Source organism: Sporosarcina aquimarina (assembly GCF_023715615.1).
GTDB classification, from domain to species: Bacteria; Bacillota; Bacilli; order Bacillales_A; family Planococcaceae; genus Sporosarcina; species Sporosarcina aquimarina_A.
The window spans coordinates 27,919-45,781 of record NZ_JAMBOM010000010.1 but is presented as its reverse complement, the minus strand read 5'-3'; the positions used below and the strand labels follow the sequence as shown (position 1 = coordinate 45,781).

The 17,863-nt window shown below is 37.2% G+C and carries 21 protein-coding genes; 18 read left to right on the top strand and 3 right to left on the bottom strand.

The features are described from left to right. Positions 1-59: 59 nt before the first annotated feature. The 3 genes from M3197_RS16500 to M3197_RS16490 all read right to left on the bottom strand — a co-directional run bounded on the left by M3197_RS16500 (position 60) and on the right by M3197_RS16490 (position 4,133). Positions 60-2,276 carry a YhgE/Pip domain-containing protein gene (locus tag M3197_RS16500; RefSeq protein ID WP_251662900.1) on the bottom strand — a complete coding sequence of 739 codons (2,217 nt, stop codon included), beginning with the start codon at positions 2,274-2,276 and terminating at the stop codon, positions 60-62. A gap of 146 nt (positions 2,277-2,422) precedes the next feature. Then, on the bottom strand, positions 2,423-3,097 hold the full coding sequence (locus tag M3197_RS16495) for an ABC transporter ATP-binding protein (protein ID WP_251662899.1): 675 nt from the start codon (positions 3,095-3,097) through the stop codon (positions 2,423-2,425). Position 3,098: 1 nt separating this feature from the next. Continuing rightward, the gene (locus tag M3197_RS16490; RefSeq protein ID WP_251662898.1) at positions 3,099-4,133 is read right to left on the bottom strand and encodes an ABC transporter permease; all 1,035 of its coding nucleotides are present in this window, start codon (positions 4,131-4,133) and stop codon (positions 3,099-3,101) included. A 289-nt stretch (positions 4,134-4,422) separates the two neighbouring features. Here M3197_RS16490 and M3197_RS16485 point away from each other — a divergent pair, with 289 nt between their 5' ends. The 18 genes from M3197_RS16485 (at position 4,423) to M3197_RS16400 (ending at position 17,785) form a co-directional block, all read left to right on the top strand. Further along, positions 4,423-4,578: a hypothetical protein gene (locus M3197_RS16485; protein ID WP_251662897.1), complete on the top strand. Its 156-nt coding sequence runs from the start codon at positions 4,423-4,425 to the stop codon at positions 4,576-4,578. Between the two features lie 17 nt (positions 4,579-4,595). Beyond that, positions 4,596-5,591 (top strand): S66 family peptidase, encoded by a 996-nt coding sequence (locus M3197_RS16480; RefSeq protein ID WP_251662896.1) that lies wholly within the window; start codon positions 4,596-4,598, stop codon positions 5,589-5,591. A gap of 47 nt (positions 5,592-5,638) precedes the next feature. Beyond that, a complete protein-coding gene (locus M3197_RS16475; RefSeq protein ID WP_432814013.1) occupies positions 5,639-6,667 on the top strand; it encodes a DUF2332 domain-containing protein in 1,029 nt (342 codons plus the stop codon). A gap of 56 nt (positions 6,668-6,723) precedes the next feature. Continuing rightward, positions 6,724-7,269: a GNAT family N-acetyltransferase gene (locus tag M3197_RS16470; protein WP_251662892.1), complete on the top strand. Its 546-nt coding sequence runs from the start codon at positions 6,724-6,726 to the stop codon at positions 7,267-7,269. Between the two features lie 5 nt (positions 7,270-7,274). After that, entirely contained in the window at positions 7,275-7,976 is a 702-nt protein-coding gene (locus tag M3197_RS16465) for a DUF5694 domain-containing protein (RefSeq protein WP_251662890.1), read from the top strand. Positions 7,977-8,311: 335 nt separating this feature from the next. Then, positions 8,312-8,560, top strand: coding sequence for an NUDIX hydrolase (locus M3197_RS16460; protein ID WP_251662888.1), 249 nt, complete (start codon positions 8,312-8,314; stop codon positions 8,558-8,560). A gap of 452 nt (positions 8,561-9,012) precedes the next feature. Beyond that, positions 9,013-9,558 (top strand): GNAT family N-acetyltransferase, encoded by a 546-nt coding sequence (locus M3197_RS16455; protein ID WP_251662885.1) that lies wholly within the window; start codon positions 9,013-9,015, stop codon positions 9,556-9,558. Positions 9,559-9,655: 97 nt separating this feature from the next. Beyond that, positions 9,656-10,093: a GNAT family N-acetyltransferase gene (locus M3197_RS16450; RefSeq protein ID WP_251662917.1), complete on the top strand. Its 438-nt coding sequence runs from the start codon at positions 9,656-9,658 to the stop codon at positions 10,091-10,093. A 173-nt stretch (positions 10,094-10,266) separates the two neighbouring features. Next, positions 10,267-10,623, top strand: coding sequence for a cupin (locus M3197_RS16445; RefSeq protein WP_251662916.1), 357 nt, complete (start codon positions 10,267-10,269; stop codon positions 10,621-10,623). A gap of 188 nt (positions 10,624-10,811) precedes the next feature. Then, positions 10,812-11,192: an HAD-IIIA family hydrolase gene (locus M3197_RS16440; protein WP_349774153.1), complete on the top strand. Its 381-nt coding sequence runs from the start codon at positions 10,812-10,814 to the stop codon at positions 11,190-11,192. Between the two features lie 182 nt (positions 11,193-11,374). After that, on the top strand, positions 11,375-11,899 hold the full coding sequence (locus M3197_RS16435) for a GNAT family N-acetyltransferase (RefSeq protein ID WP_251662883.1): 525 nt from the start codon (positions 11,375-11,377) through the stop codon (positions 11,897-11,899). Between the two features lie 417 nt (positions 11,900-12,316). After that, positions 12,317-12,688: a YhfM domain-containing protein gene (locus M3197_RS16430; protein WP_251662882.1), complete on the top strand. Its 372-nt coding sequence runs from the start codon at positions 12,317-12,319 to the stop codon at positions 12,686-12,688. A 98-nt stretch (positions 12,689-12,786) separates the two neighbouring features. Then, positions 12,787-13,149: a hypothetical protein gene (locus tag M3197_RS16425; RefSeq protein ID WP_251662880.1), complete on the top strand. Its 363-nt coding sequence runs from the start codon at positions 12,787-12,789 to the stop codon at positions 13,147-13,149. Between the two features lie 205 nt (positions 13,150-13,354). Continuing rightward, the gene (locus M3197_RS16420) at positions 13,355-14,908 is read left to right on the top strand and encodes a hypothetical protein (RefSeq protein WP_251662878.1); all 1,554 of its coding nucleotides are present in this window, start codon (positions 13,355-13,357) and stop codon (positions 14,906-14,908) included. 54 nt (positions 14,909-14,962) lie between these two features. Then, positions 14,963-15,445: a hypothetical protein gene (locus M3197_RS16415; RefSeq protein WP_251662876.1), complete on the top strand. Its 483-nt coding sequence runs from the start codon at positions 14,963-14,965 to the stop codon at positions 15,443-15,445. Positions 15,446-15,744: 299 nt separating this feature from the next. After that, positions 15,745-16,203, top strand: coding sequence for a GNAT family N-acetyltransferase (locus M3197_RS16410; protein ID WP_251662874.1), 459 nt, complete (start codon positions 15,745-15,747; stop codon positions 16,201-16,203). Positions 16,204-16,345: 142 nt separating this feature from the next. Beyond that, positions 16,346-16,888 (top strand): signal peptidase I, encoded by a 543-nt coding sequence (lepB, locus tag M3197_RS16405; protein WP_432814011.1) that lies wholly within the window; start codon positions 16,346-16,348, stop codon positions 16,886-16,888. 81 nt (positions 16,889-16,969) lie between these two features. After that, positions 16,970-17,785: a lipid II flippase Amj family protein gene (locus tag M3197_RS16400; RefSeq protein ID WP_251662870.1), complete on the top strand. Its 816-nt coding sequence runs from the start codon at positions 16,970-16,972 to the stop codon at positions 17,783-17,785. The last annotated feature ends 78 nt before the right edge of the window (positions 17,786-17,863 follow it).

The window sequence follows — 17,863 nt, the reverse complement described above, 5'->3', positions numbered from 1 at the left end:
ACATGTGTTCATACAAAAAGCACTTCAACTGTCAATCGACAGCTGAAGTGCTTTTTTAGTTAATGGAAAATCCCAGCTTCTTTCGATTTTTTCAATAGCTTATTTGTTCCTTTATTAATGCGCTCTTTGAGCAGTGCACCGAACAGGATAAACGCAATCGAACAGCAAGCTAGGAATGACAAATCTTTTGCAACTCGTTCCCAAACGATTCCACCAACCGCTTCACGCATAACGTCAATGGCATACGTAAACGGTAAGAACGGGTTGATCATCCCGAAAAAGTCGGGTAGCAATACAACCGGATACGTTCCACCTGAGCCTGCAATTTGTAAAACGAGCATGACAATCGCCATGGCTTTACCGACGTCACCAAATACAGAAACGAGCGTGTAGACAATTGACATGAAGACCACGCTAATGATTACTCCGAACACTACAAACCAAAATGGTTCGCGAATATGAACATCGAGCAACAATAGGTCTCCCGCAACGACAATGAACATTTGCAGTAAGCCGATCAAACCGAATGTCAGAAGACGTCCGAAGTAGACTTGTCGTGTAGTAAACTCCTCTCCATGCACATCCGTAGAAAGTAAAGAGATGAGAAGAAGACAACCGACCCAGAGGGAGAGCACTGTATAGAACGGTGTCATACCCGTTCCGTAATTCTCAATCGAGTATAACCGATTTTCCTTTAATTGGATTGGTTCTTCAAAGAACGTTTTTTCAGCATTCGGATCATTTTGTAACAATTCAATTATCTGATTAATATCCGTTTCACCTTGAATGCTACGGATTTTCTCCGCTAATTGATTTACTTTTTCAGATACGTACGGATACTCAGTTACAGCTTTTTCGATTGTTTCTTTTCCTTTAGCCAATTCCCGATCTGAGTTACCAAGAATCGTTTGCACTTTTGGAAGGGTGGATTGAATTTCAGTTAGAAGTCCTTTAGCCTTTCCGAGCGTACTTTTTGCTGTAGCGACTTCTTTTTTCACAGTCGGTTCAATCGTATTGACATATTCTTTCATGAAGGCATCTAATTCAACGGATGTATTTCCGGCAATTTTTTGTAAATCATCAACTGCCTGATCCAATTCCTCAGCTTTACCTGTAACGACGCTGTTCACTGTACGGGCATTTGTTTGTGCTTCTTGTAACAGCTTCTTCAAATTGTCTGTTTTTGTAATTGCATCATCCAGTTTGCCTGACAGGTCTGGGGAGGATAAGGAGGGCGTCGTTTGTTGTTCGTTATCCTGGTTTTCATCCGGTGTTGGTAATTGTTGCACCACTTCCTTCAAACGAACTAGATCTTGCTTGACGCCATCAACCCGTTCAATACTTGCGGACATCCGATCATCCAATGATTTTTTCGCTTTGTCAAGCTCTGTAAAGTCCAACTGAACACCTTGTAACTGTTTTAAAAAATCGTTTGCTTCATTAGAAATATCGCTTACTTTTTTCAAATCAGCTTTAATTTTAGGAGACATTTCATTTAACTTCTTTTCTGCTTCGTTTAAATAGCCTAATGTTCGATTGATTTGTCCAAGGCCATCCTCTGTGATTTGTTTTGCATCTGGCAACTTGCCTTGTGCTTCATGAATGATGGCTTGGGCATCTGTCGCATCGCCTAATCCTCGATTTAGAAGAGCATAGATTTCTGGCAAACTTTTTTCCGCTTCAAACACATAGTTTTCGAATTTTTGAACGTCTGGTAAGTCTTGTTCTAATTCAAGGCCAAGTTTGTTTAGCATGTCAAAGATGACACCGTTCACAGTGGAAACGAATTGACTACTCACCTGGTCAACAATCACCGTTGCACCTTTTTCAGTAATTTTCGGTGCGATGGAGTTTAATTTTTCATTGACAAAGTAGTCGATTTCAGCTTTTTGAGGATTGCCAGATACAACTGACGCAAGTTGTTCTGACAAATTCTCTGGTAACACCATGACCGCAAAATAGTCGCCGTACTCAACTCCATCCATTGCTTCTTTTCGGGATACAAAGTGCCACTCCATGGATGGATTTTTCTTGAGTGTTGAGACGATTTCTTTCCCTGTGTCAATATGTTTCTCTTGCACATCCGCTCCCTTATCTTCATTGACAACAGCGATTGGCAAATTATCGGTTCTGCCATATGGATCTGAAGAAGCATAAATATTGAGCCATGCGTACAAAGAAGGCAGGACTATTAAGCCGCCAATCAGCACCGCGGCTACCCAGTTTGTAGAGATGTTGCGCACATCCCGCTTAAAAATCGTGAAGATATTGCGCATTGGTTTGCCTTCCTTTCGTTTGAATAATGATGTCCATACTACTAGATTCGTGTAGCATTGAGTATGTATTCGTTACTTGAATGCCCTCACTTCTATACTACCCAAAAACCCCTTATCCTGAACGTCCGGATAAGGAGTTTACTCATTTAATCAATTAATCCATCTTTCATCGTTACAATCCGGTCTGCATAGGGAAGCATTTCTTCGTCATGTGTGACCATTAACGTTGTGATTTGAAGGGTTTTCGTTAAGTTACGGATTATTTCCATTACCTCTTTGGACCGTTTAGAGTCGAGACTCGCTGTTGGTTCATCCGCAAATAGCATTTTCGGTTGGTGAATAATCGCTCGTGCAATTGCGACACGTTGTTTTTCCCCACCTGAGAGGGAAGAAGGGTAGGCATCTTTCCGATGTGACATGCCGACAAGATCCAGCACTTTTAATACTTCTTGCTTCTGCTGCTTTTTGTTTAACTTCGTTTCTGCTACATCGAGCATGAGCAACAACTGATCCTCCACCGTCAAAAAGGGGACAAGGTGTGAAGACTGGAACACAAATCCGAATTCACTTGAACGGATTTTACGGATTTCTTCTTGGCTCATCTGGGTCATATCTTTACCTTCAAAGAGTACTTGCCCACCAGTTGCTTTCTGCAGTCCAGCGGCAATCGTCAAGATCGTCGACTTACCCGAACCGGAAGGACCAACGAGAGCTGTGATTTCGCCTTCGTTCAAGTCTAGATCGACACCTTTTAAGATCTTCTCACTAACATCACCATTTTTGAATGTTTTTTCGACATCGTCAATTGTAAATATCGCCATCTTACATCTCTCCTTGTTGGATTGCCTGCAACGGCTCCACTTTTTTGATTTGGAATCCGGAAATGGTTGCTCCTATGAAGCCAATGACTAGGAATACGACAGATAGAAGTAATGTGGTTTCAATTGGCAAACTAAAAGGCATTCCCGCAGGGGCTACCATGCTAAACAACTGGCTTAGACCAACAGATAATACTAGTGAAACGACTGTAATGAGCAGCATTTGATACCACATCATGCTGAACAGAGAGCTTGTTTTTACACCAATCGCTTTCAAAATGCCATACAATCCTATTTTCTGAACGTTCATCATGTAGAAGAAAATCGCAAACAGCATACCGCTGATCACAACGAGGAACCAAATGATCATGTTAAGGGACATTTGTTCTGCGCCATAGCTCGGAATCGTATTCAAGAATTCTTTGTTAGTGAATGATTCAAGTCCCTTTATGGAATCCGGACTATCTGATCCTGGGATGAATACCGTCTGCATTTCCATCACACGGTAAATTTCTTGATAGTTTTTCATGCTGATGAACGCAACAGGTGCGTGGCTATACGTTTGCTTCTCTGCAAAACCAACGACTTTGAACTCTCCGCTGAATTGGTTATTCGTGAGAATGTCACCGACTTTGATCCCTTCATCTTTTAAGGAAGCATCTAATACGACTTCATTGTCTTTGACATTAGGGAATAGTTCACTGTCAGTGGACGTCACAAATGCAACACTGTGTTGTTTGTCTTCTGCATCGTTGACGAAGCCCATTTGAATGGACATTGCAGTTGCCCCATTGTAGTCTGCGAGCAAATTGTCTTGCTGATCGACATCGATTTTAGAAAGGCTGTATGTTTGTTTTGCATCTTCATTCAAGTAGAACTTCCCGTTGGGGACATTTTTAATAAGGGCGGCATTGTCTTCAGACAACCCGTTTGCAAGACCCGAGATAATGAACGTCAAGAAACTGACCAAAAAGATGATTGAACCGAGTATCAGGAATTTCATTTTACTTTTTTTAACTTCTTTCCACGCCATTTGCATGGTGAACACCTCCGTGATTGAATACCCTCAGTGTAATCCCTCAACATGAACGCTACATAAACACAGCATTACAATTGAATCGATACAAAAAAATTTCACTACTTGCACTGAGATGAACCATTTAAATAGAAGCAAGTACTCAATATTTTCCAATCATCATTTGTTGATAGATAGAAATATGGTATAATTATCCGGAACAAAAGAGTTAACATTCGGAAAATAGTTTCTAATCTCGTTATACATAACCCACAGTATCTAATGAGTTATTAAATAGGAAGGAGGAATTTTCATGGAAAATATGATTTCGATACTCTCACTCCTTTCATTACTTTTTTGGCTTGTACCATTTGTGTTCATCATTTGGTTTCTAATCACTTTCATTAAATTACAGAAAGAAAAAAATCAAATCTTGCGGACTATTGCGGATAAGATGAACAAATTGTAAGAGAAGGAGGTCGGAAAATGAAGCGATTAAAACAAGGGGATACAATCGGAATCTTCTCCCCATCATCACCCGCAACGGTTAATGCAGAACCTCGCTATAAACGGGCAAAAGTGTTTTTGGAATCGAAAGGATTCATCGTGAAAGAGGGGAATTTAACAGGGAAAGCCGAAGAGTACCGTTCAGGCACGCCAAAAGAGCGAGCAGATGAACTGAATGAGTTACTTAGAGATCCGGATGTCACGATGATTATGTCTACAATTGGTGGTACCAATTCAAATAGTATGTTGCCTTATATTGACTACGAAGCATTTAAACAAAACCCGAAACTTGTAGTTGGCTATTCGGATACCACAGCGATACTTCTGGCGCTTTATGCTAAAACAGGCATTCCTACATTTTATGGACCTGCTCTGGTTCCATCGTTTGGGGAATTCGAGCCACTAGTCAATGATACATATCGCTATTTCGAGAAGTATTTTTTGAAAGTAACTGATTGTCCTTACGAAGTGCCGATGTCTGACTATTGGTCCGACGAACCGGTCAACTGGTTGGAGAAGACGACTGAGAAAAAGTTGTATCCAAATGAATGGGTGACGGGGAACGGAGGAGTTGCAGAAGGACGTCTGATCGGCGGGAACTTAAATACGATGTACGGCTTTATCGGGTCACCGTATTTCCCTGAGATTAAGCAAGGGGATATTTTACTAATCGAAGACTGTACAAAACCACCATCTGTTGTGGAAAAGAATCTAGCTATGCTGAAAGTACATGGGATCTTCGAAAAAGTCGCGGGCATCATTTTAGGGAAACATGAATTATATGATGATTTAGGTACAGGCAAACAGCCTTTGGATTTATTGCTAGAACAGCTCGATGGACTGACAATTCCCATATTAGCTGAATTCGACACGTGTCACACCCATCCCATGCATCCATTAGCCATTGGAAAAAAGGTCAAGTTAGATGCTGATGCAACAACTGTTGTTTGTACTGAACGTTGGCTTGACGTTTAAGTAAGGAAATATCTACGCCGTTTTTAAACAGCATAAGAGGAGGAACAATTATGCAAGACTCACATTTATCCAGGAGTTTTATGAACTTCGCAAACATGGAATGTAAGGGTTCCAGTGAACTTTATGAGTTTTTGTCTTTGAAGATTGCTGAAGACGTTGATCTACTCGACTTGTGCCTGGCAGTGCCAAAAGGTCAACCGGTACCTAACCTACTATTCGGGGCTGTTCATTATCTTCTATTAAAAGGATATGAACATCCATTAAAAGACTATTATAGCAGTGTTACAAATCCACCAAGGAAAATAGACAACAAGACATTCAGCAATTTTAAAGATTTCTGCGAGCGATATCGAGAGGAAATCATTTCAATAGTAGAGAGCAGGTTAGTTCAAACAAATGAAGTTAGGCGATGCGGCTATCTCTATCCAGTATTTTCGTGGATTTACAACAAAGTTGATAAACCATTATCTCTTATTGAAATTGGAACCAGTGCGGGTCTTCAGCTTTTATGGGATCACTATAGCTATTCATATGGTACAGGTGAAACGTTTGGAAAAAAAGGTGCTCGTGTTCATATAACCTCGGAAGTTAAAGGTGATCACTTTCCAATAATACTTTCTGAAAGCCCTCCAATTGCATCTAAAATTGGATTAGATCTCAATATAAGCAATCTATCTGTTCCTGAAGACTATTTGTGGTTAAAGTCACTCATTTGGCCAGAGCATCAGGAACGATTGGAGTTATTCGACAGGGCTGCTGAGTCTTTGAAAGAAAACCCAGTAAAACTCGTTGAAGGCGATGGTGTCCTTTTACTTTCAGAAGTAGTAGATACACTTCCTACAGACTCAACGATTTGTATCTTCCACACTCATGTGGCAAACCAAATCCCAACTGAAACCAAACACGACTTATTAGATAAGATTGCTAAAATCGGGAGTAAGAGAGACGTCTTTCATATTTACAATAATATGTGGGATCGACAACTCCATCTAGATTACTATGAGAATGGTGTGGAATATAAAAACACGATCGGTGACACAGATGGTCACGGAAGATGGTTTGAATGGAATTTGTAACTTAACATTGTATCTTTCATAGAAAGAAATACCACCGGAGTGGGGAGGCTGCTTGAATGACTGAATCTTTAGAGGGTGAAAGAATTACCTTGAGAGAGATGGAAGAAAGAGATTGGATCGGTGTACATAGCTATGCCTCTCAATCCAGTGTCTGCGAATATCAACCGTGGGGACCGAATACCGAAGAAGAATCACAGCTATTTGTGCAACAAGTACTGTCAGATGCTACAAGGAATCCAAGAAGTAGGTTTGTTTTTGCGGTCATCGAAAACGACGTGCTTATTGGTGCGGGTGAGTTGAATATACAGAGTTTTACCAATAGAGAAGGTGAGATTGGTTATATTATTCATCCGGATTATTGGGGCAAGGGATACGCTACAGAAGTAGCAACCCTTTTAATAAACTCTGGATTTGAGACCTTAAGTCTACATCGCATCTTCGCTACATGTGATCCAAGAAACATAGGCTCTTCAAAGGTTTTAGGGAAGGTCGGAATGACTCAAGAAGGAAGAATGCGAGAAAATATGTTATTGGAAGAAGGTTGGCGAGATTCTCTTCTCTATAGTGTTTTGGATGGTGAATGGAGAAAAATGGGGGAGTAAATTCGATGCAGAAAAAGGCGAAAGTGCTTGTACTTGGAACTTTTCATATGTTTGAACACGAAGGTTTAAATTCCGAAAAAAGGCAAACTGAAATCAAGGAATTAGTTGCTAAACTAGCAATTTTTAAACCAACGAAGATTGCAGTTGAAATGGTATCAGAAGAGAACGTGGAGTTAAACGAAAAATTTATCCATTACAAATCGGGCTCGAACAACTTAGAAATGAATGAAATCGATCAAGTAGGGTTTCGTTTAGGTTTAAAGCTTGGCCATGAACAAATATACGCAATCGATTGGATGGGCGAGTATGACATGCATTATGGAGAAGTCGAGAGTTGGGGGAGAGAAAACCAACCAGAACTTTTAAATGAAATATATAAGGAACTTCACGTGCCAGAATTAACAGAAAGTAAAAGTATAGTAGATTATTATAAAGAGCTAAATGATCCAGTTCTCATTAATATGTTCCATAAAATATATGTAAACATAGCACGTATCGGTGACTTCAATAACTATGTCGGTATGAACTGGTTAAGCTGGTGGTACAAAAGAAATTTAATTTTGTTCTCTAATCTGACCCGTCTCATTGAGTCACAAAAGGAACGTATTTTGTTTATAGTAGGTAGCTCCCATTCATCAATCGTTACCAAATTCCTTGAAGAAAGTGAAGTTTGCGAGGTGGTTCAACCACTTAGCGTTCTATCATAACTTAAAGGTTGCTTTGTCCTTTTATGAGGTTCATTAAGTCGATAGATGGTATAAAGACTTAATGAACCAAACGCATTCAATTAGTCTGTGCTGCATCAGGTCCACAGTCCTTGAAGACCGTTGCTTTCCGCTTCAGAAGGCACGCTTTCCGAGGGGCGTGACTTAAGCCTCCTCGGTCGCGAAAAGCATGCGCCCTGCGGGGTCTCAAGACGCACGCTGATCCCTTCGGAGTCGGCCGTCTTCCGCTACAAGCAACAGAGCATATTACTATAAATCGCTTCTTCTTCAGCATGGCCAAATAGTTCAATAACAGGATTGATGATTTGGGGGATTTGATGAAAAGCTGGTTGGGTTCAGCAGGGATTTGTTTCAACGAAAAAAATGAACTACTAATGGTGAAATGTCAAGAATCAGAAGAATGGGCGGTTCCTTCTGGCGGAATCGAAGAAGGTGAAAGTCCAGAGGAATGTTGCATAAGGGAAGTTAAAGAAGAAACTGGATATGATGTGAGTATCCTAGAACAATTGCTAGTTAAAGAAACATCGATTACAGGGATTGAAGTGAAAACATATTATTTTGAGTAGAAAAGGTTGGCACGAGCACTGGTATTCAGGATCCTGATGGAATTATTGCAGCTGCTGCTTGGAAGTCATTATCTGAAGTGAAAACAATGTCTCATACATACCCTGAGGATTTAGATTTCTTACTGCTAATATTTACTAATAATTAACAAAATTACATTTTCTCTATGATAAGTTAGCACTTTGAAGGAATTTATTTCTTGGACAAAACAGTGAGACCAAAATTAATAAAAAGGTTAACGACAATAAAAGATATAATTTTTTCATGATCACAATCTTCTTTCAATATTTATATTGTTCAGTAAATATTCACTAATCCTGACTAAATATTTCATTTTGAATAGGCGAAAAAATAGATTTCTCTATAAATAATCTCTACAAAATGGTGTGTTAACTGAACACCTGCTGCTCTCCAAACTTATTAAATAAATAATAATGCAAAGGAAGTTGCTTACATGCTTTTTAAAGGTAAAAGAATTCGATTAAGGAAAATATCTAATATAGATGAAGATGTTTCCATTTACCATAAATGGAGAAATGATGTAGAGGTCATGCAATTTACTAATCCTTCATTAGATGTTTTTACCTATACCGAGACTGAAAATTTCATTAAAAGTATAACTGAATCCTATAATTCAAAAGGGTACATGATTGAGGAAGTTAAAACAAATAAGCCCATTGGCGTTACATCGCTTATAAACATTGATTATGTAAACCGTAACGCTGAATGTATCATTGATATCGGTGAGAAAGATTACTGGAGTAAGGGTATTGGAACGGAGGCTTTTTCACTTTTATTAGACTTTGCTTTCAACGAATTAAATTTGCATAAAGTGAATTTACGAGTGTTTTCTTTCAATGAACGGGCGATACGACTTTATCAAAAACTTGGATTTTATGAAGAAGGAAGATTAATGGAACAACTGTATCGAAATGGTTCTTGGCATGATGTTGTATTTATGGGCCTTTTAAAACGAAATTATAAGGTTTCTGGAAAATGAATTATGCGAAAACAGGTAAGATTCTAGAACAAGAATTGCGCCTTACCTACTTAATGTGTAAATAGTATAATTTCAATTTGTAGAAAAGGTGAAGCAAATGACAACTGAGATTAGATCAATACAACCAACAGATTTCACAGATTTAGTTGAACTGATGAGTGAATTGGGATATCCAACAACATTAGAAGAATTATCAAAACGATTGGATTTACTAAAAAAACATGGAGATTATGAAGCCCTAGTGGTTGTTAAAAACAATCAAGTTATAGGGTTTGCAGGGTTGTGTAAGGGGCTTGCTTATGAATTTACTGGTTTATATGTCCGAATTATTGCGTTTGTTGTAAGTTCTAAACTACGTAATCAAGGGGTTGGGACGAAACTTTTAAAAGCTTGTGAACAATGGGCAATACAACAAGGCGCAATAGGTATAACATTAAATAGCGGCAATCGAGAAGAACGTCAAATAGCACATACTTTTTATGAAAGTAATGGCTATGTAGGTAAAAGTACAGGGTTTTCAAAAAAGATCACTTGACATCAGGTACGTCAGCAATCGGGGATGTTCGAGTTATAACGATTTCGTCTATATCGGAAACGAGCTATTTGTTTAGAATGCATAATTTTCCTTTAGGGATATTAACAGTTTATTAATAAAAATGTATTCAATACATGCATGAAGAGAAACTAGTAAACAGTCGAGGTGATTTTATGGAAATTTATCACTTTAAAAAAGAAACGGGGAAGAAAATCACACAATTCAGTTCTGATTTTATATTGACACATATTTCCATTACTCATAAAGTAGCAAATATCGGATGTATGCATCTTGAGGAGAACGGAATAATTGGCTTCCATAAGGCAGTTGTACCTCAGCTTCTTTTGATTGTAAATGGAGAAGGTTTTGTAAGAGGGGAAACAGATGAATTTGTGAAAGTGCAAAGTGGGGAAGCGGTTTTTTGGGAGAAGGATGAATGGCACGAAACCAAAACTGATACTGGATTAACTGGAATTGTAATACAAAGCGAAGAGTTAGACACTTCATCATTAATCCCTTTAGAAAAATAGGGTTTCTTACCAATAGTGGACGTTTATTAAATACAAAAATTAACAATAGGTCCATATAACGGTATTGTACTACTCTATAATTTTGTTCGAAAAGTAACTTGATATTCTATTAGGGGAGAATTAATGAAGGTTGCATTTTTTGATAGAGATGGAACTATAATTGATATCCTGATCATGAGTGGACAAATATTAAACGACCCCTATTTATTGATGGTGCTATTGAAACACTTAAAGAGATTCTAAATAAAGATTACAAAGTTATTATCTTAACCCATCAATACATTATAAATGAGTGCTATATTGCTGAGAAACAATACCTTGATATAACTAAACAAATGCTTATTAAGTTAAAAAGGAATGGCATCGAAATTCATAATATTTATTATTGTTCTCATGCAAAAGTGGAAAACTGTTATTGTAATAAACCGAAAACAGGTATGATTAGACAATCTCTAAAGGAATATCCCGACATTGATTTATCTAAGTCTTTCTTGATTGGAGATTCAACTGTTGATGTGGAGTTGGCAATGAATATAGGTATAAACGGATTTGGTATCGGGGGGTGGTAATGAATATCATGCCATAAAAAAATCAAATAGACAAGATTGCTGACGTAATAAACTACCTTTAGAATTCAATTCAATATAAGGGTGCATAGAGTTAACAACCTTTGGCCACCAAATGAACCATTTATCTAAAGAAAATTCTCAATGGTTAGTACGAAAAATTCATACTGATAGGAGTTTATGAAATGCAATTCAAGTTATTTAAAAATGAAGTTCAAGATTTGGTGGATTTATTAATTAATAATGAATGGCGCTATCATTCAGGTGGTATTCCTCAAAGAGATAAAGTGAAAGTAGATATAGAAAGTGGATATTATTCAGATGGTCGAGAAACTTTTTGGTTGATAGATGTTGATAAAAAAGTTGGAATTATAGTTATTGATGATATAGACGACACGATACCTCAATTCGATATTCGTTTAGATGCTAAGTATCAAGGAAAAGGTTACGGAGTGAAATCACTAAAATGGTTACAAGATTATTTGTTTGGTAAAAGAGGGAAAATCCGTATTGAAGGATATACAAGAGCAGACAATCTTCCTATGAGAAAATGTTTCACAAAAGCAGGATTTGTTAAAGAAGGTTACTTAAGAAATAGTTGGGAAAATGAATGTGGTACTGTATCCGATACTGTTTTATATGGTGCTATATTTGAAGATTGGCAAGCAGGAAAAATCACTAATATTAAGCTCAGTGAAATACCATATTGAGAGATTAGAGAATGTCGCAATCCTGTTATCCGACGCAATCGTTGCATAACATTTGCAGATTAATATGACCATATGCTTAAAGATAGGGGTGAGAAAAAATAAAAAACGTAAACATTGGTTTAACCTTGTTAATTGTAAGTGCTATTCTTTACGGTTCCACTTGGATCTCGGCATCGATTTATTCGCAAGTCTTGAATAGTCCTAATGGAGAAGGATGGGATTCTAGGTATGGTGTTTTTAAAACTGCTCTAATACAAGTAGGAACCTTACCATTAATAATAGCCTCCTTAGTAGCAGTAGTAGGCATAGTTTTTATTGTTCAATCGGTTAGAAAGCGTTAGTTTCCTTTTTTCAGAATAAGAAAAGATTATTAGTACGCACCTTAACACTCGAGGGGGAATTCAAATTAACAAGTTTATGTTAATGTTTTTGATTTTAATCTCGTTAACATTATTCCAAGGGTGTTCAGCAGATGAAGGGATACGAATAGGAACACCTGTAAATCGCACAGAGATTAGTTTTGAAATGGAGATTAAGGATGCAGAATCTATCGAGGCTTTGAGAATGATAATTAAGGAAGCTAGGGAGATAGAAGAACCGAAAGACTTTGATAGAAAACCAGATACATTTTTCACGCTTGAAAGACGCAAAGAAGGTATTTCCGAAATGTGGTTTTATGTATTTTATCAGGAAGATGGTAGTTCAATTTTATATAATGACGGTGCAAATAGTTACTTTACACTTTCTAAACAAGAAACAAATGAGTTACGAGACATCATAGATCAATAATTTCTCTCTATTAGGCAAGAGAGGGATATTATTTAATAAGGATCTGTGTCTATTCTGGAAAATGAGTCTATTGAAGATGAAGAAAGGGCAGACATAATATGGAGAACGTAACAAATGTAGATAAAGTGGAATCAATAAAATCTTTACAATCGACAATTAGTAAACTTGAAAATGCTTTTTCTCAGATGACTCAGAAAGGCGCAAATACCACATTAGTAAAGAAGCGACTGAAAGCTGTTAGCATAGGATTGGCTACGCTGGAATACGCTTGGGATCAAAAACCTTATCATTACGCACCCGCAGATTTAGTGGAAGCTCGTAGTGTTCTCAATGGTCTATTCCCATCAATCGAGAACAGTTATGCTAAGTCAAAGGCTGGTACCCCTCAGAAAACTCTTTTAGAGAGAAGAATGAAAGCATTAGGATTAGCTGTTAAGGCGATTGACGATTTATCTAATTAATGGACCGCTGTACTTTAGCTCCTCAAAAATTATCTAAAAATATTTCATATAACATGGTATTTTTCACGCATTGACAAGGAGATCTCTTACCGTAAGAGGAAACTAATTAAATTTCTCTTTTGAAACTTATAACTCCTCTTAAAAAACACTGATCAAATACATATAGATTTTTTACTATTTTTGTGTCATCTTGGGGGAAAGCAAATTGCGCATTGTTAAATACATCTTCTTTACACTGATTGCTCTAATTTTTACAGCTATCTTGTTGGTTGGCATCTTTCTATTATCAAGTAAGCTATGGGGAACTATTGTTTTGATTCTTGTATTGATCGCCTTGTTTACAGCTTTTATTTTTGCACTAATCAGCTTTATTAAATCGCAGTCTAAGTTTTATAATTGGAACGGACTAATAAAACTTTCCTTAAAATCTTTATACTTAGCTATAACCGGTAGTCTTTTGGTTGTACTATGGATTTTTAACTTTGCGATAATTGATGAATACGGGGAGTTTACTCCGTTTCATAAAATGAATGTCGTCTTGGGTAAGGCCGATGTTAATGAAAAAGCCATCCAACAGCTCATAAAAGACTATCCTGAATTAAAAAACAGAAATATTACGTTTAAATACCCACCGAATGCGGAGGACAAAGTTCATGAGATAATCAGCAAAATGGGTGATATTGAACAACTTGAACTGGAAATCTTCGGATATCAAATACCGAAAACGAAGAATTTAGAAGTGATTATTTTGCCTAACTATGATGAGTACATACAAGCAAGAACATCTGCAGGGGAAAGGGAGGGCGGTTCGTATACAAGATTGGATAATAGAGCCATCATGTATGAGCAGCCAAAAGATGTGAATGGTGAGGAACCTTCCTTGTCTGGAATTTTTAGTCATGAGTATGGTCACTATTTGATGGACATGTTTTTAGTCGACAAGGGAATAAAGTTTGACGATGTCCCAGCTTGGTATCATGAAGGCGTGAGCGAATACATGGGGAATCAGATAGGTGATGAATCGAGAAAATCTGGAAACATTAGCCCCGATTTAACATTGGACAACTTACAAAGTTCTCAAGATTGGAAGAATGCCACTAACCAATCTGAATCTGATGTCTATTACTTTGCAGGAAAAACAATTGAATATGTACTAGGAAGCGTTGACGATTCCATTATTTTGTCAGACATTGTATTGAATATAAAAGAATCTGGAACGTTTGATGAGTCCTTTAAACAACTCACTGGGTTAGATCCAAAGACACTTACTATTACAAGTATTAATTCATTGGAAAAAGATTTAGATACAGCCTACAAGCTTTGGCAGGAGGATGATTTCAAAAAAGCTGAAAAACACTATAAAAAAATTCTTAAGAAGCATCCACGCGAACCGTTAGCATGGCACCAATACGCTTTAATGCTGGAAAAACAAAAAAGATGGGAAGAAGCCCTCAGTGCTAGAAGAAAAATCATTAGTATAGAACCGGAAAATCCGAGTAGTTACATGTATCTCTCCTATTTATTAACCGTTATTGACTCTCAAGAAGCTGTAAACACTGCAGAAAAAGCATTGGAGATAGTTAAGAAAGATAATATTGAGGACTGGGGTTTCCATCAAAAATGGTTAGATGAGGTTTCTCACTATCATGAACTGAAGAATGAAAAGAAATATACAGAAGCTTGTCAATTCATTTCACAAAGCGAGCAATTGTCTACTTTTCCTGAATTAATTGAAGAGCTTAGCTTGATTAAGAAATAGTTGTTTCTATCTTATTGCTATCACAAGATGGATTTTGGAAGGGGATGCGGTGACATGAAAAAATATGTTCTTCTCATGCTTTTCGCTACTATTTTATTACTTGCGGCTTGTTCAAAAGGGGAAAGAGATGAAGTACAAGGTTACTCAAGCGTTATTGGCCATGGGGCAGCCATGGGATATCAATACATTGTAGTTAAAGAACAAGATACATTTTCTTGGGATATTAGTTATAAAGGAAATACCTTACTCATTGAAGAAAATGAAGATAACGTAAAGAATCTAGAGAACTTTATGTTTAGTGTTAACGAGAGCGAGTTAGAGTTAGGTACGTTAATAATATCGTTCTCTTACTTTGTACTTGTTGTTATAACCGCCCTGATCCTTTACAAGAAAAAGAGTGTGTTGCTTAAAGGTAGCGGCACGTTAGTAATTATTCTAGCAGGAGCACTTGGACTATATTTCTCTCTTGTGACTGCCGTTGATTTAAGTAGTTTATTACATGAAATACTATTATATGATACTGGCCACTTAAATTAGATTTTTCATTTTTTATGTCCCTGCATAAAAAAACAGAACTTTCCACCAGTTCAAACGTCTTACAATAATAGTGGAGGAGTTGCTGAAGAACCATCACGCTTAAATTACACCTGAGTTTCCGATTGATTCTATTCAGACTATAAAATATAAAAACCACAATACGATTAATATCAAAACATGTTAAGGGGGCGTTCATTATGGCTAACAATAGCACTTTTTTAGTAAAGAACTTAAAGGGGATAACGTCTAAATAACAACAGTGACTTAGCGTTCCCCCTAAAATCGGAAGGGGAAAATGTATGAAAGCAGGTAATGTGAAAATTGAAGAATTGAACGAAGATAACTGGTATGACTGTTGTGAATTGGAATTATCAGAGAACCAAGTTGAGTATATGGAAGCGAACGCTGTTTCAATTGCCCAATCAAAGTTTGAGCCCTCTTTAAAACCCTTTGCAATTTATTTTGAAGAAAAAGTAGTTGGTTTTCTAATGTTTAATACACTGAAAGAGGAACTTGATGGTTACTGGGTATTTAGAATAATGGTTGATAAGAACTTCCAGGGGCAAGGTATAGGAAAAGTTGCAACTCAATTAATGATTTCAGAGATGAGTAAGCTACCCAATGCAGAAAAGATTGTTGTGGGTTACCATCCGGATAATAAAGCGGCCCACCACTTATACGCCAGTTTAGGATTTATTGACAATGGAGATCGTTTTGGCAAGGAAATGGCTGTAATCAAACATATAAACTTAAGTTAAATTAGGATTACCTATAATTGGTTCTCCTTAATTGCTAAAAACGGTGGTATTCACTGGTATTAAGTCTTCAACCGTAATAGAAATTCCATCAAAAACTTGTTTTAGAATTGAGCGCGTTTAAAAAATGTTAGGAGGAATTCTCTTGCAAGAAAGTACCAAAAAGGAAGTATACTCTTGGATAAAATCAATTGTATTTGCTGCATTTATTGTGATTGTGTGCCGTCTATTTATCTTTACACCCGTGACCGTTCAAGGTGTATCTATGGAACCCACATTCGAAGATAATAATAGAATTGTTGTAAGTAAAACAAGCAAATTGGATCGATTTGATACGATTGTTTTCAAAGCTCCAGATGCTGATAAACAATACATTAAGAGAATAATCGGTCTCCCTGGGGATCGCATAGAAATGCAAGACGATGTGCTATACGTGAACGGAACTCCGTATGAAGAAACTTATGTGAAAAGAAAAAATGATTTTGATTTGCCTAGAATTACTGGTGATTTCACATTGCAAGAACTTACTGGAAAGACAACGGTTCCTAAAGGTTATCTTTTTGTTTTGGGCGATAATCGATTGAAAAGTAGCGATAGTAGAGAATATGGGTTAATTTCGACTGACTCAGTTATTGGAGAAGTGAAATTCAGGTTTTATCCACTTCAAAAAACTGGTGTTCCTAAATAGTAGAACTATGCTGTTGGGTACACTTCGTCCTAGCTATGTACCCTAATTTCAAACGAGCTTGCTAAAAAGAAGGTAATCCTATTGGAAATCATTACACAAAAACTCATATATATAGCGTTGTTCATTTTTATCATTCATTCTATTGAAACGCTTGCCTATGCCGTAAGATTATCAGGAGCACGAGTACGGATGATTGCTTCAGCCTTATCTCTTTTTAATATAATGGTGATGTTTTCAAGATTGGCAAATATGATGCAACAGCCATTTACAGGAAGTCTAATAGACACTGCGCCAACTCATAATGCGCAAGAATTCGTAGAGACACAATTTCGTTTTCTCATTGGAGCCTCTACAGTCGGTACTGTGTTTGGCATGCTTTTACTTCCTACCTTTGTAGCGTTATTTTCAAGGGCAATCATTCATTTATCTGAAGAAAAGGGTTCTGTTCCATCGCTATTAAAAAAACTGTTTTCCTCGCAGTACATTAAACGCGGCATTACACATTTCAGTTTACCGAAATTTTCATATTTGAAGGATACGAAGATCAAAGATATTCCAGTCCGATTATTTTTAATAAATATGATAATAACCGCCATATACACTATTGGTGTGCTATCTGCTTTATATGCGGCATTACTCTCCCCAGAGCGTGCATCAACAGCAATTATGGCATCCGGTTTAATCAATGGTATGGCTACCATTCTATTAGTTATTTTCGTCGATCCTAAAGTCTCCGTGGTTGCGGATGATGTAGTGAATCAAAGAGGTAATTATCAAACACTTAAAAATATCTCATTGATGATGGTTACGTCCAGGCTATTTGGAACTTTGTTGGCACAATTATTCTTTATACCTGGAGCTAAATACATAGCTTGGTTTACACAATTTATAGTTTAGTTTTTTCATCCAAGTGCTATGTTGCTGAATAATCGATTCCATTAGTTTAATGATGGAAGGTCTCCTCATTTAGAAAGA